General features: G+C 38.5%; 13 protein-coding genes. 4 read left to right on the top strand and 9 right to left on the bottom strand.

Features of this window, described 5'->3' with window-relative positions:
• Positions 1 to 38: 38 nt before the first annotated feature.
• From coaE to yacG, 3 genes are all read left to right on the top strand, one after another.
• Positions 39 to 674 (top strand): dephospho-CoA kinase, encoded by a 636-nt coding sequence (coaE, locus tag RM573_RS07155; RefSeq protein WP_311579419.1) that lies wholly within the window; start codon positions 39 to 41, stop codon positions 672 to 674.
• Positions 675 to 752: 78 nt separating this feature from the next.
• Positions 753 to 1,499, top strand: a complete 747-nt coding sequence (gene zapD, locus RM573_RS07150) for a cell division protein ZapD (protein WP_311579416.1) — start codon at positions 753 to 755, stop codon at positions 1,497 to 1,499.
• 61 nt (positions 1,500 to 1,560) lie between these two features.
• A complete protein-coding gene (gene yacG / locus RM573_RS07145; protein WP_311579413.1) occupies positions 1,561 to 1,797 on the top strand; it encodes a DNA gyrase inhibitor YacG in 237 nt (78 codons plus the stop codon).
• Positions 1,798 to 1,820: 23 nt separating this feature from the next.
• Here the strand turns inward: yacG and mutT are convergent, their stop codons facing one another.
• From mutT to RM573_RS07130, 3 genes are all read right to left on the bottom strand, one after another.
• A complete protein-coding gene (gene mutT / locus RM573_RS07140; protein WP_311579410.1) occupies positions 1,821 to 2,219 on the bottom strand; it encodes an 8-oxo-dGTP diphosphatase MutT in 399 nt (132 codons plus the stop codon).
• Between the two features lie 223 nt (positions 2,220 to 2,442).
• Positions 2,443 to 5,145 carry a preprotein translocase subunit SecA gene (gene secA / locus RM573_RS07135; protein WP_311579407.1) on the bottom strand — a complete coding sequence of 901 codons (2,703 nt, stop codon included), beginning with the start codon at positions 5,143 to 5,145 and terminating at the stop codon, positions 2,443 to 2,445.
• 99 nt (positions 5,146 to 5,244) lie between these two features.
• Complete coding sequence (locus RM573_RS07130; protein ID WP_311579404.1) at positions 5,245 to 6,102, bottom strand: M23 family metallopeptidase; 858 nt, start codon at positions 6,100 to 6,102, stop codon at positions 5,245 to 5,247.
• A gap of 111 nt (positions 6,103 to 6,213) precedes the next feature.
• Here RM573_RS07130 and RM573_RS07125 point away from each other — a divergent pair, with 111 nt between their 5' ends.
• Positions 6,214 to 6,681 carry a DUF721 domain-containing protein gene (locus RM573_RS07125; RefSeq protein ID WP_311579401.1) on the top strand — a complete coding sequence of 156 codons (468 nt, stop codon included), beginning with the start codon at positions 6,214 to 6,216 and terminating at the stop codon, positions 6,679 to 6,681.
• A 75-nt stretch (positions 6,682 to 6,756) separates the two neighbouring features.
• Here RM573_RS07125 and lpxC read toward each other — a convergent pair whose 3' ends face one another.
• From lpxC to murC, 6 genes are all read right to left on the bottom strand, one after another.
• Entirely contained in the window at positions 6,757 to 7,674 is a 918-nt protein-coding gene (gene lpxC, locus RM573_RS07120; protein ID WP_311579398.1) for a UDP-3-O-acyl-N-acetylglucosamine deacetylase, read from the bottom strand.
• A gap of 121 nt (positions 7,675 to 7,795) precedes the next feature.
• On the bottom strand, positions 7,796 to 8,959 hold the full coding sequence (gene ftsZ / locus RM573_RS07115) for a cell division protein FtsZ (RefSeq protein WP_311579394.1): 1,164 nt from the start codon (positions 8,957 to 8,959) through the stop codon (positions 7,796 to 7,798).
• Positions 8,960 to 9,081: 122 nt separating this feature from the next.
• A complete protein-coding gene (gene ftsA, locus RM573_RS07110) occupies positions 9,082 to 10,317 on the bottom strand; it encodes a cell division protein FtsA (protein WP_311579391.1) in 1,236 nt (411 codons plus the stop codon).
• 5 nt (positions 10,318 to 10,322) lie between these two features.
• The gene (locus RM573_RS07105) at positions 10,323 to 11,102 is read right to left on the bottom strand and encodes a cell division protein FtsQ/DivIB (protein WP_311579388.1); all 780 of its coding nucleotides are present in this window, start codon (positions 11,100 to 11,102) and stop codon (positions 10,323 to 10,325) included.
• Between the two features lie 12 nt (positions 11,103 to 11,114).
• Positions 11,115 to 12,071 carry a D-alanine--D-alanine ligase gene (locus RM573_RS07100; protein WP_311579386.1) on the bottom strand — a complete coding sequence of 319 codons (957 nt, stop codon included), beginning with the start codon at positions 12,069 to 12,071 and terminating at the stop codon, positions 11,115 to 11,117.
• Entirely contained in the window at positions 12,064 to 13,518 is a 1,455-nt protein-coding gene (murC, locus tag RM573_RS07095) for a UDP-N-acetylmuramate--L-alanine ligase (protein ID WP_432280228.1), read from the bottom strand. Before murC ends, RM573_RS07100 begins: the two co-directional genes overlap by 8 nt.
• Positions 13,519 to 13,534 lie beyond the last annotated feature (16 nt).

The raw sequence follows: 13,534 nt of genomic DNA, 5'->3' as shown, positions 1-13,534 counted from the left end.
AAAATAAAAACGATTAAATACATCTAACGAGTTTAATAATGGCAAAGTACATTGTTGGTTTAACAGGTGGCATTGGTAGCGGTAAAACAACCGTATCAAATATGTTTGCTGACTTAGGAATCGAAATCATAGATGCAGACATTATCGCGCGTCAAGTCGTAACCCCTAACAGCGCAGCCTTAACAGCAATCGCGCAACATTTTGGCCAAGAAATTTTACTTGAAAACGGTGAATTAAATAGAAGCGCCTTACGCAGTAAAGTATTTGCCAATGATGACGAAAAACAATGGCTAAACGCTTTATTACACCCGTTAATTAGACAATCAATTTTATCGGCATTAGCAGCAGCTTCAGGAGATTACTGCATCTTATCAGCCCCATTATTGCTAGAGAATAACTTACACGTTTTAGTCAATACTGTGCTAGTGGTTGATGTTTCTGTCGATACACAACTAAAGCGAACTTGTCGGCGAGATAACAGTGATCAACAAGAAGTTAACGCCATTATCAATAGTCAGATTAGTAGGGAAAAACGCATAGGGTTAGCGAATCAAGTGATTGATAATGAATCAGCGGATTTACAACAAGTAAAAGCTCAGGTGACAACTTTACATAAACATTACCAAAACCAAGCCAAAACAGATGATCTAGCTGAACAATCTTTCAAAAAGTAAAAATATTAGCCATTTGTTAAGTCTATAGGTAGTATAGAAATAATACTCTGTTAAATCATTAAGCTAAAGCGTTTCAAAATGTCGTCTGTATTGTATGAACATCCGCTCAATGAGCGTATTAGAAACTATTTAAAACTTGAGCAATTATATTCTCAAGCAAAAGATTGTTTGCAATGCGATATCAACCTTAGCCATCAAATCTTTTTCTCTTCTTTCTTTGCCATCTTAGACACTTTAGAACGAAATGATATTCGAGGCGAGTTAATCAAAGATCTGGAAAAATTAGAACAAAATCTTGTCATTTGGTCGCGAGCACCAAATATAGATAACAGCATTTTAGAAGATAATTTAAAACAATCTGTTTCTTTACTGTGCCAACTAAAAAACCCAACGCCACAATGGGCGCAACTTAAAGAAGATAAGTTTCTCTCTACTTTAAAGCAACGTTATGCCATGCAAGGCGGTAGTTGTAGTTTTGATTTGCCACAACTGACTTTATGGCTTAATCGTCCACACGCTGACATCGAAAAAGATATTCATCATTGGTTATCATTATTAGCACAAATTTTTTCATCATTAGCCCTGATTTTAAAGTTTATTAGACAACGGACCAATTTTGAAGATGTTCAATGTCAAAGTGGCTTTTATCAAGACAATGGTGAAGGGATCTTGCTACTACGCATCAAAGTAGCGAAAGGTGCTAATTATTACCCGACAGTCAGTGGCAATAAATTCCGTTATTCCATTCGATTCATGCTGCCATGTAATGAAACCGGACGAAAATATTTTGATCAACAAGTGCTATTTCAATTAGCGCGTTGTTAGTGCTAGTAACCCAGTGGTGTTTTTTTTATAATCCTTGTTATTTTTCCAAAGAAATATTCTTATGACGTTAAAAGTCCCTTGCCCTACCTGTGATAAACAAGTTCAATGGTTACCAGAAAATGAATTTCGACCATTTTGTAGCAAACGTTGCCAATTGATTGATTTAGGCGATTGGGCTGATGAAAACCATAAAATTTCTCAACCCGTTCAAAAAGATGTGCAAATTAGCGAAGAAATGTTAGATGCATTAGAAGATGAATTTTTACAACATAATAAATTTTTTGTCGAACCAGAATAGTATGACATAGCGAGTATGCTCAACTAACGTTGAGCGTACAATGCTTTAAGTTTCTCAACAATGCTAATGTTCGCGTCAGGGAAGTCAATTTCACTCAATTCATTAACATGAAACCAAGCTTGTTGTTGACCTTCTTGTGCCGTAGGCTCTCCTTGAAAGTTATCGACTAAGAAAACCTCTAACTTCACCGCCTTATCGCCATAATCATGGACGATTTCAAGTAAAGGCATACATGATAATACATCGATAGCAATTTCTTCTTTTAGCTCTCTATGAAGCGCTTGAGCGACAGATTCGCCTGCTTCAACCTTACCACCTGGGAATTCCCATTTTCCACCTTGATGGACGTGTTCTAAGCGTTTAGTCAAAAAAACCTCACCCTCGGAAACGATAACACCAACGGCAACATGTACTAATTTCATATTTTCTCTCAATTTAATTTTTCACACGCTGTGATAAATCACTTTCTTTAAACAAAAATGCCAATCATGTGATTGGCATTTTCAAAGCTTCTTTATTTGTTCCATTAAATATTCAACTTTAAGTTGTATGGTTTAATTTCGAGGAAGAAGCACGGAGTTGACGCTCGTCAATGAGTACTGCTAACAATGAAATTAAGTTTTACAACGACAAGATGAATTTTAATTAACTCAATTTACCGTGGCACTGTTTATATTTCTTACCTGAGCCACACGGACAAGGTTCATTTCGTCCAACACGTGGAGTTTGCGGTTTTGGTGAAGTGGCAGCCTCTGATGATTCATGAGAAAACTCTTTTGGCACTTCATCCGCTTTACGGTGTTGCTCTTCTACTGCTTCAACATCCGATTCAGCACGAATTTGCACTTTACTTAAAATCCCGATGACGTCATATTTTAAGTTCTCTAATAATTCAGAAAACAATTCAAATGACTCACGTTTAAATTCTTGTTTCGGATTCTTTTGAGCATAACCACGTAAATGAATACCTTGGCGTAAATGATCCATTGCCGCTAAATGTTCTTTCCAATGAGAATCTAAACTTTGCAACATAACGGCTTTTTCAAACTGACGTAAAACTTCAGGCCCCACCATAGCTTCTTTAGCTTCGTATTGCTCTTCAACCGTCGCTAAAATTTTCTCTCTGAGTGTTTCTTCGTGCAGCTTAGTGTCTTCTTTTAACCATTGCGCTATCGGCATTTCAATGGTTAGGTCACCTTTAAAACGCTCTTCCAAGCCAGCAACATCCCACATCTCTTCTAACGATTGAGGTGGAATATGTTGATCAATAATACCATTAACAACATCAGCGCGAATTGCCGAGATAACCTCTTTAATATCAGATTCATCCATTAATTCATTGCGTTGTTCGTAAATAACTTTACGTTGATCGTTAGAAACGTCATCAAATTCTAATAATTGTTTACGAATATCGAAGTTACGCCCTTCCACTTTTCGTTGCGCATTTTCAATACTTTTCGTCACCCAAGGATGTTCAATAGCTTCACCACGTTCCATACCAAGCTTACGCATCATGTTGGTAATACGCTCTGATGCGAAAATACGCATTAAGCCATCTTCCATCGATAAGTAAAAGCGTGTTGAACCAGCATCACCTTGGCGACCCGAGCGACCACGTAATTGGTTATCAATACGACGCGATTCATGGCGTTCCGTGGCAACAATATGTAAGCCGCCTAATTCAAGTACTTTATCGTGCTCGGCTTGCCAAGCTTCTTTCGCTTTCGCGATATTTTCTTCTGTAGGATTTTTTAACTTATCAACAATGGCATCAAAATTACCCCCTAAGACAATATCCGTACCACGACCGGCCATATTGGTAGCAATAGTTACCGCACCAACTTTACCGGCATCGGCAACAATTTCGGCTTCTTGTTGGTGAAATTTAGCGTTTAGTACTTTGTGTTTAATCTTAGCTTTCTTCAAAAATGAAGATAAGAATTCTGACGTTTCAATACTAATAGTACCGACAAGGACAGGTTGACCACGCTTCACACAATCTTGAATGTCTTCAAGAATGGCTTCAAATTTTTCTTCTGCGGTTAAATAAATTAGATCAGGTAAATCTTTTCGGATCATCGGCTGATTCGTTGGAATAACAACCGTTTCTAAACCATAAATATGATTAAATTCGAAAGCTTCTGTATCGGCAGTACCTGTCATACCAGATAATTTATTGTATAAACGGAAAAAGTTTTGGAAAGTAATAGAGGCCAGTGTTTGGTTTTCATTTTGAATATTAACACCTTCTTTCGCTTCTACCGCTTGATGTAAACCTTCAGACCAACGACGTCCTTCCATTGTTCGACCTGTGTGCTCATCTACAATAATAATTTCGTCGTCTTTAACGATATAATCAACATCTTTTTGGAATAATTTATGAGCACGTAAAGCGGCCATGACATGATGAAGTAAAGTGATATTACTGGCGGAGAATAATGAATCGCCTTCTTCAATCAAATTCTTTTCTTGCATGATTTGTTCAATGCGAATTTGACCGCGTTCGGTTAAGTAAATTTGTTTGGCTTTTTCATCAATAGTGAAGTCACCTTCAACAAAGTCTTCTTTTTGGCCTGTTTCTTCGTCTTTATCTTCTTCATTTTGTTGCTCTAATGTAGGAACAACGGTATTGATCATTTTATAAAGTTCAGAGCTATCTTCTGCTTGGCCAGATATAATAAGTGGTGTACGCGCCTCATCAATCAGGATTGAATCCACTTCATCAATAATGGCAAAGTTTAATGGCTTTTGTGCGCGTTCTTCTGGCGAAAACGCCATATTGTCACGTAGGTAATCGAAACCAAATTCATTGTTGGTTCCGTAAGTAATATCTGATTGATAAGCCGCTTGCTTCTCTTGTGGAGACATGCCAGGAATATTACAACCAACGGTCATTCCTAAGAATGTAAATAGTGGTCTAGCCCAATCGGCATCACGACTAGCAAGGTAGTCGTTGACGGTAATTACGTGAACACCTTTGCCTGTTAATGCATTTAAATATGCCGGTAAAGTAGCGGTTAACGTTTTACCTTCACCGGTACGCATTTCAGCAATTTTACCATTGTTAAGCACCATGCCGCCGATCATTTGCACGTCAAAATGGCGCATACCAAAAACACGTTTACTTGCTTCTCTAACAACGGCAAATGCTTCAGGCAATATGCTGTCTAATGTTTCTTCTTTAGCAATACGTTCTTTAAATTCAGTTGTTTTTGCTTTTAATTCTTCATCACTCAGTGCTTGTAAAACTGGCTCTAGTGCATTTATTTTTACAACTTCTTTTTGCATTTGTTTGATTAATCGATCATTACGACTACCAAACAGTTTTGTCATTAAATTTACAAACATCTTGTTTTAACCATTTTATAAAATCGCGAAGCATATTGTTTGCTTCAAAATAAAAGTGATCGGCCAAGGCCGATCACAGAAAAAATATTATACAAAAAACTATTTAGCTTTTCGATAAACGTACTTAATTGGGTCTATTTGAGTGTTATTACGGAGAATCTCATAATGTACATGAGGGCCTGTAGAACGACCTGTGCTTCCCATTTTAGCAATGACTTGCCCTTTACTGACAACATCACCCACTTTTACCAATATTTTTTTATTGTGACCGTATCGGGTTTTTATCCCTTTACCGTGATTTATTTCTATTAAATTTCCGTAGCCATAACGTTTTGCGGCCCAAGTGACAACGCCTGATGCAGTAGTAATGATGTCAGCATCTTCCTTACCAGCAAAATCAATACCTTTGTGCATTGCAGGTTGACCATTAAACGGATCTTTACGGGTACCAAAATAAGATGAAAGCCACCCTTTTTTAATTGGTCTACCCGATAAATAGCTCATACTTTCTATATGGTGACCCAAAGTAATAGATTCAAGCATCTCAAGTTGTTTTTCTTCAAATGACAGTGCTAATTCAACTTTTGAAATATCGGCTAATAACTCAACTAAACTTCTTTTTTCACTGCCCTGACTTTGAACCATTGGACCGCCACTAGGCGGTAAGGCTTCAAAATTAAATTCATTTTCAGGAATATTAGCTTGCTCTGCAAGGCGATCGCCCAATGCATTTAACCGTAAAACTTGGCTTTGTAATTCGGCCAACTTCATGGTTAAAGCAACCACTTGTTGATCGTTAATCTCACTAGGTTTTTCGACTTGGTGAGTATTATCTTTGATACTATAAAGCGGTAAATTAGGTTTGGCGTCTGAAGAAATAAGCAGGTGTACAACAAAACCTGATACGATAGAAAAAATTACAATGGCTGATAACCAATGAAATTTATTTAATTTCATTGAAAATCTAACATTTTTTCCACGGTATAGTAGTGTTAAACTCATAACTCTCTTTATTTCGTTTAGTATCACTCTTGTCATTCAGAATGATAAAATATAACTGGTTGATTTATGGTTAGAAAAACTAAAAAACCACTCGACACATCAAGCTTGATGAAATCTTCATCGGGCACTTTGGCACAAATAGCGGCAAAAACCAACTCTTTAACTATCTTAGCAGATATTGTACGACAAACATGCCCCGACCTGCCAGCAGAAGTATGGCATATTGCCAATTTCAAACAAAATTCTATCGTTATTGAGGTGATTTCTGCTACTTGGGGCCAGCGATTACAGTTTGAACGGGTAAAAATCAGTCAAAAGTTATCGGAAGTGTCTGCAGGGGAATTTAATCAGATTGAAATAAAAGTTTCACCTTATCGCAACCAACAGCCGATTAAACAACCAATTAACCCTCCTGTTGTCAGGAATATTTCACAAAAAACCGCAAATCAATTAAATGAAATTGCAGAAAATGCGCCAGAAAGCTTAAAGAAAAAATTACAAAAGCTCGCCCGTTTAGCGAATAAACCCAATTAACTTTACAATCTCGTTAATTTTCAGACATAAAAAAACTAGCTTTATTCGCTAGTTTTTTAGTAAGACACTTAGTTCTTAAAATTGATTGGCACTTATTTCTTGAAATTCAATAGGAGATTCTACTTCGTTTTCATAAGTAACCCATTCCCATGAATCCACTTGTTTAAATACTTCTCGCAGTAATAAGTTATTCAAACCGTGGCCTGATTTAAACGCATTTAATTCGCCTAAAATACTACTACCACACATGTATAGATCACCAATGGCATCTAAGATTTTATGTTTTACGAATTCATCATCATAACGTAAGTCATCTTTGTTCAACATACGATATTCATCCAGTACTATCGCATTCTCTAAGCTGCCACCTAAGGCTAAATTATGAGAACGTAAAAATTCTATGTCTTTCATAAAACCGAAAGTACGTGCGCGACTAATTTCTTTAATAAATGAGCAGCTTGATAAATCCATACTCATTGTTTGGCAAGTATTAGCGATAACAGGATGTTCAAATTCGATAGCAAAATTAACCTTAAAACCTTGATATGGTTTTAATTCTGCCCATTTGTCACCTTCTTCGACACGGATGGTGTTCGTGATACGAATAAAGCGCTTAGCAACATTTAAGGTTTCGATGCCTACCGATTGAATTAAATAAACAAACGGTAGTGCACTGCCATCCATAATTGGAATTTCAGGAGAATCAACATCAATAACTAAGTTATCAATTCCTAAACCTGCAACAGCAGAAAGCAAGTGTTCGACGGTGGAAATCTGAACGCCTTGCTCATTCACTAAACATGTACATAAAGTCGTTTCACCTACTGCTTCAGGTGTCGCTTTAATATCAACGACAGGTTTTAAATCTACACGACGAAATACGATACCCGTATTTGCTGGCGCAGGTCGGAGAGTGATCTGCACCTTTTCGCCTTTGTGTAAACCAACACCTACTGCCGATATACTTTCTTTAATGGTACGTTGTTTAATCATAAACAGCCTTCTTAAGCCTATATTTTACTTATAATACGTCGTCGAATAATGACGGGCGCATAATATAGCAAAAAAGCATAACAAAATCAAAACTTCAGCATTTATTAATTTAAAAAATAAATTAATCCGCTTGTTTTCTTAAAAATGCAGGAATATCTAGGTAATTATCTAGATCCGCCGCAGGCACCTTTTGTGCTTGTGCATTTGCCTCTTGCATTGTTACTGGTTGAGAGCTCACTTCCGTTTGTGGATTAGCAATAAACTCTTGACCTACCGCAATGGGTTCCATAGCAGGCGCTGGATTCACTAAAGTGATATCAGGCTTTCGTTCAGCACCAATACCCGTTGCAACTACCGTTACGCGTAAGTCTTCAGTCATTTCTGGATCAATCACCGCACCTACAACAACAGTCGCATTTTCAGAAGCAAATGCTTTTACTGCATTACCTACTGTTTCAAATTCGTCAATACTAATATCCATACCAGCTGTGATATTGACTAAAATACCGCGAGCACCAGCAAGATCAACATCTTCAAGTAATGGACTTGAAATAGCGGCTTCTGCAGCTTCTTCAGCACGATCTTCACCTGATGCTAAACCAGACCCCATCATGGCAGTGCCCATTTCAGACATTACGGTGCGAACATCGGCGAAATCCACATTTATGAGTCCAGGACGCGTAATAAGTTCCGCAATACCTTGAACCGCTCCTAATAAAACATTATTTGCGGCTTTAAAAGCATCTAATAATGAAGTACCAGGCCCGAGTACTTTTAATAATTTTTCATTAGGGATAGTGATCAAAGAATCAACATTTTTTGATAAGAATTCGATACCTTGCTCGGCATAATTCATTCGCTTCTTACCTTCAAAAGGGAAAGGCTTAGTAACAACAGCAACCGTTAAAATGCCCATTTCTTTCGCAACTTCAGCAACCACGGGAGCAGCACCAGTACCTGTACCACCACCCATACCAGCAGCGATAAAAACCATATCTGCGCCTTGTAAGGTTTCTTTAATGGTTTCTCTATCTTCTTCAGCACTACGACGGCCAATTTCTGGGTTAGCTCCAGCACCTAAACCTTTAGTCACGTCACCGCCCATTTGTAAGGTGACATTAGCTGAAGAATTTCGTAACGCTTGCGAGTCAGTATTGGCAGTTATAAATTCTACACCTTCGATGGTTTGACACACCATGTGTTCAACAGCGTTTCCACCGCCTCCACCAACACCAATGACTTTAATTACTGCTTCTTCGTTATGGTCTTCCATTAATTCAAACATTTTCTCTCTCCGATTATTATCGTTTTGTTCCACCAAAACTTCTTTTTTAAAAATACTTCTTTGTACTTCTTTTTACTTCTTTCGTTAAAATTGCGTTAAGCCAAATATCCACTCAACAACAATTAAAATTCGCCTTTAAACCAAGCTAAAATTCGTGCACCAATACTTGCCACGCCTTCCGTTGATTTTGTTTCATTATTCACTTGTTCACTTGCTTGCATGCCATAATGTAATAGACCAACAACCGTGGCGTACGTTGGATCGTTAACGTATTCTTTTAATCCTGAGACATCTTGTGGCACAGCAACTCGCACCGGCATTTGAAAGACTTCTTCTGCAAACTCAACGACACCTTCCATTTTTGACGTACCACCGGTTAACACGTAACCTGCAGCAATTTGATCTTCTAAACCACTTTCTCTTAATTCTTCTTGGATCAGTTCAAATAATTCGTGATATCTCGGTTCAACAACTTCAGCTAAGGTATGACGAGACATAGAACGAGCAACACGACCACCAACACTTGGCACTTCTATATTTTCTTCCATGCTTACCAATTGACGTAACGCACAGGCATATTGCACTTTAATTTCTTCGGCATGACTCAATGGTGTTCTAAAAATTTTACCTATATCGCTCGTTACTTGGTTACCCGCTACAGGGATCACTGCTGTATGGCGAAGTGCACCACCAGTAAACACGGAAATATCCATAGTTCCAGCGCCAATATCAACGACACAAATACCCAGCTCTTTCTCATCTTCTGTTACCACGGCATAACTAGAGGCAAGGGCAGAAAATATCAGTTGATCCACTTTTAAGTTGCATCGCTCAACACATTTGACGATATTTTTCGCCATATCATTGGCACACGTGACAATATGAACTTTTGCTTCCATTCTTACCCCTGACATACCAATAGGGCTTTTGATACCGTCTTGACAGTCAATTGAGTATTCTTGAGGAAGCACATGCAACATTCTACGCTCTGCAGAAATAGGTACTGAACGCGCGGTGTGAATCACATTATCAACGTCTTCTTGGATCACTTCTTTATCATTAATTGGCACCATACCGTTTTCATTTTGACAACTGATATGTTTGCCTGAAATCCCTAAATACACTGAGGTGATCTGACAATCTGCCATCAATTCAGCTTCATTAATCGCTCGTTGAATCGACTGAATCACTAAATTAAGATCATTAACGCCACCTTTATCCATGCCTCTCGCTGGTTGATTTCCTACACCGACAATACTTAATTTTTTGTCAGGGGTAATCTCTCCAACAGCCACAGATATTTTTGATGTTCCAATGTCTAGACCTACGACGAGGTTTCTTTCATGTACTTTTGACATTAACGTTAAACTCTTTCTTTTTCTGTTGAGGGTTTCCAGCCAACGGCTAGCCCTGTGTCATAACGTAAATCAACATAATCAACTTGTTGATCTGCTTTTTTATTCTTTTTGATTAATGGGTATACATCCATAAATCGTTGAATACGTTGTACTCTTTTTTCTCTGCCTAAATTTAATGTAACGCCGTCATTCAAGGTTAACTGCCAAGAAAAACGTTCCGACAACACTAATTCATCTATCCCTAAAGCCCGATAATTAAGTAATTCACTTAAATTAATATAATTATCCAGTGCTACTAGTTCAGTACCTTCTGGGCCATAAAATGCCGGTAAAGGATGTTGAATTCGAGTGATATCTGCCTGAAAAGCAACACCTTGTTGGTTTATCAAAAAATCACCATTCCAATAAGCAATTGGCGTTTGATCCACCACATAAATTTTTAACTCATTTGGCCATTTTTTCCGTACAGAAACCGAAAATACCCAAGGTAAATTAGCCACTTCATTTTGTACTTGGTTAACATCCACATTAAAAAAGTTACTTAAATTAATGCTCTCTATCGCTTGTTCTATATCCGCTTTGTGGGTGTAAACCATTTCACCGCTGATCACCACAGAGGTAACAGGAGCTGACTCGTCTGCTGACATTTTATCGGTAACAAACCAGCCTAAAGAACAAATCGCAACAATCACTAACACAAAAAAACTAACACCTAGCCAAAAGCTCCAATGCAATGTTTCTTCATTGTTTTTAGTGATTGCTAATTGCTCTTTCTTCTTAGTCATATGTATTAGCTTTTAATGCTCTTTCGCACTATTACGTTGCTGTTTACTCAGTTCTATAATCTTACAAACCAGTTCTGAAAAATTTAATCCATGTACCTTAGCCGCTTTAGGTACCAATGACGTTTCTGTCATACCCGGTACAGTATTCACTTCCAAAATTTGCCATTCATTTTTTTCATTACGCATTACATCAACGCGTCCCCAACCTTTCGCACCCGTTGCTTTGAACGCTTTTAATGCTAATGTCTTTAATGTTGATTCATCACTGTGAGATAAATGGCAAGGACAATGATATTGCGTGGTATTGGCTTGATATTTCGCATCATAATCATAAAATTCGTTAGGAGTTTCCATATGTATCGCGGGTAAGGCTTCATCACCTAAAATACTTACGGTGTACTCAGGGCCATTAATCCAGGCTTCAACAAGAATCTCATCATCAAAAACAAATGCCTCGTTTAAAGCTTCGCTTAATTGCTCGGTAGTTTCCGCCATCGCCATGCCGATGCTCGAGCCTTCATGAGCGGGTTTAACCATAACTTTGCCGCCTAATTGCTTAAGGATTTCGCTAACGTTTTCTGAGTGAAAATCTGTTTGTTCAACAATAACGAATGGTGCAGTTGGCAAACCTACGGCTTGCATCACTTGCTTACTACGATTTTTATCCATTGATAGTGCCGAGCCTAGAACACCTGAGCCAGTATAAGGAATCCCCATAAACTCAAGAGCTCCTTGAATACAACCGTCTTCGCCACCACGACCATGTAGCGCAATAAACGCTCTATCGATTTTTAATTGGCTTAACTGTGATAAGCAGTAACCTTTTGTATCAACCAGCACGACATCATAACCCGACTGTTTCAAGCCTTTCGCTATCGCCTCACCCGAACGTAAAGACACTTCGCGCTCTGCAGAGTCACCACCATATAACACGGCTATTTTTTCACAATGTATCGGTGTACTAGTCATTTTCACCCTCCATAAATAAAGGGTTAACCGCTAATTGACGCGAAATACTGCCGATATTCCCAGCACCTTGAGTAATGACCATGTCTCCATCTTGTAACTGGGCTTTTAATAAATCTGCTAATTGAGCAACATCGCCAACGTAAATAGGTTCTAACTGTCCTCGTTGACGAATACTGCGTGCTAAACTTTTACTGTCTGCACTTAATATTGGTGTTTCTCCCGCGGCATATACATCGAGTAATAATAAACAATCAACTTGAGACAGCACTTCTACAAAGTCTTCATATAAATCACGGGTTCGAGAATAACGATGAGGTTGAAAAATCATCACTAAACGTTTGTCAGGCCAGCCATTGCGCATTGCTTTAATGGTCGCTGCCACTTCTCGAGGATGATGACCATAATCATCAACTAAGACCATTTTTCCTTTATCGGTCGTTAAATCAGCTAATTGTTCGAAGCGACGTCCGATGCCAGCAAATTTGCCCAGCGCATTAACAATGGCTTCATCATCAACACCTTCATCGGTGGCAACTGCAATACTAGCTAACGCGTTTAAAACATTATGTTGGCCCGGTAAATTCACGCTTAGATCAAGTTCTGGCATACCTTCTCTTTCAACGGTAAAGTAACTAACTCCGCCATTTTGCTGATAATTTGTTGCCACGACATCTGCATCGGTTGAAAAGCCATAAGTGATCACTTGACGACCGATCCGAGGTAAAATTTCTCGCACAACAGGATTATCAATACACACCACACAAAGGCCATAAAACGGCAAATTGTGTAAAAATTCGATGTAGGTATCTTTTAACTTTTCAAAATCACCTTGATAAGTTTCCATGTGGTCTTCATCAATATTGGTGATCACCGCAACCATAGGCTGTAAGTGAAGAAATGACGCATCACTTTCATCGGCTTCAGCAATAAGGTAACGACTCGTGCCCAAGCGTGCATTCGTGCCGGCACTATTTAATAAACCACCAATAACGAAGGTTGGATCTAACCCTCCTTCAGCAAAAATACTGGCAATTAAACTCGTGGTTGTCGTTTTTCCATGCGTACCAGCAATAGCGACACCATGACGAAAACGCATTAATTCAGCCAACATTTCCGCACGGCGTACTACCGGAATACGTAATATTGCGGCTTGTTTTATTTCAGGGTTTTCTTGATCAATTGCCGTTGATACCACAATAACACTAGCGTCTTTAACGTTATCTTGATGATGACCAATCGCGATAGTAGCGCCGAGTTTACGTAGTCGTGCCACCACTTGATTTTCACCGATATCAGAACCGGTAATTTGATAACCCTCATTCAGTAAAACTTCGGCAATACCTCCCATACCTGCACCACCAATACCAACAAAATGGATTGACTTTACTCGGCGCATTTCAGGTATTTTTATCAAAGCGTTCATCGCATTGCTCGACGTTTTAGTTATCGTTTTTCTCATTTCA

The organism is Thalassotalea castellviae, from assembly GCF_031846185.1.
Lineage (GTDB): Bacteria > Pseudomonadota > Gammaproteobacteria > Enterobacterales > Alteromonadaceae > Thalassotalea_H > Thalassotalea_H castellviae.
The sequence above is the reverse complement of the archived record's forward strand: the minus strand, read 5'-3'. Positions and strand labels throughout refer to the sequence as shown.